Raw genomic sequence first — 359 nt, forward strand, 5'->3', positions numbered from 1 at the left:
CAGTTCTATACTTTTTGATTACCGGTCCATCAATCGCAAGTTTGATTGGAGTTGGAACTAATTTATTGGCTACATTAACAATTTGCTTGCCAATGTATTATATCTTACATGAAAAGCATGACTTGAAGAGATACATTATTGCGATTGTTGTATCAACTATCTCATTGACATTCTGGTTATCTATAGGTAACTGGTTAGTGATTACACCATTATACATGGCAGTGTTAGGTATGAAATTAACTTTACCTTTAAGTCAATTAGTGTTATACGGAGTATTGCCATTCAATCTTATTAAAGGTGTAATTGTTGGAACAGTCTTCGTACTAGTTTATGCAAAGATTCATGTATGGTTGGACAAC

The 359-nt window shown here is 33.1% G+C and carries 1 protein-coding gene; it reads left to right on the forward strand.

Annotated elements, in window-relative coordinates; translation table 11 throughout:
- On the forward strand, positions 1-359 hold a 359-nt coding region (locus tag CP355_RS10130; RefSeq protein WP_143468971.1), incomplete at both ends, for an ECF transporter S component.

Origin of the sequence: Lactobacillus sp. UMNPBX4 (assembly GCF_002554115.1) — a bacterium.
In the GTDB taxonomy this organism is placed as follows: domain Bacteria; phylum Bacillota; class Bacilli; order Lactobacillales; family Lactobacillaceae; genus Lactobacillus; species Lactobacillus gallinarum.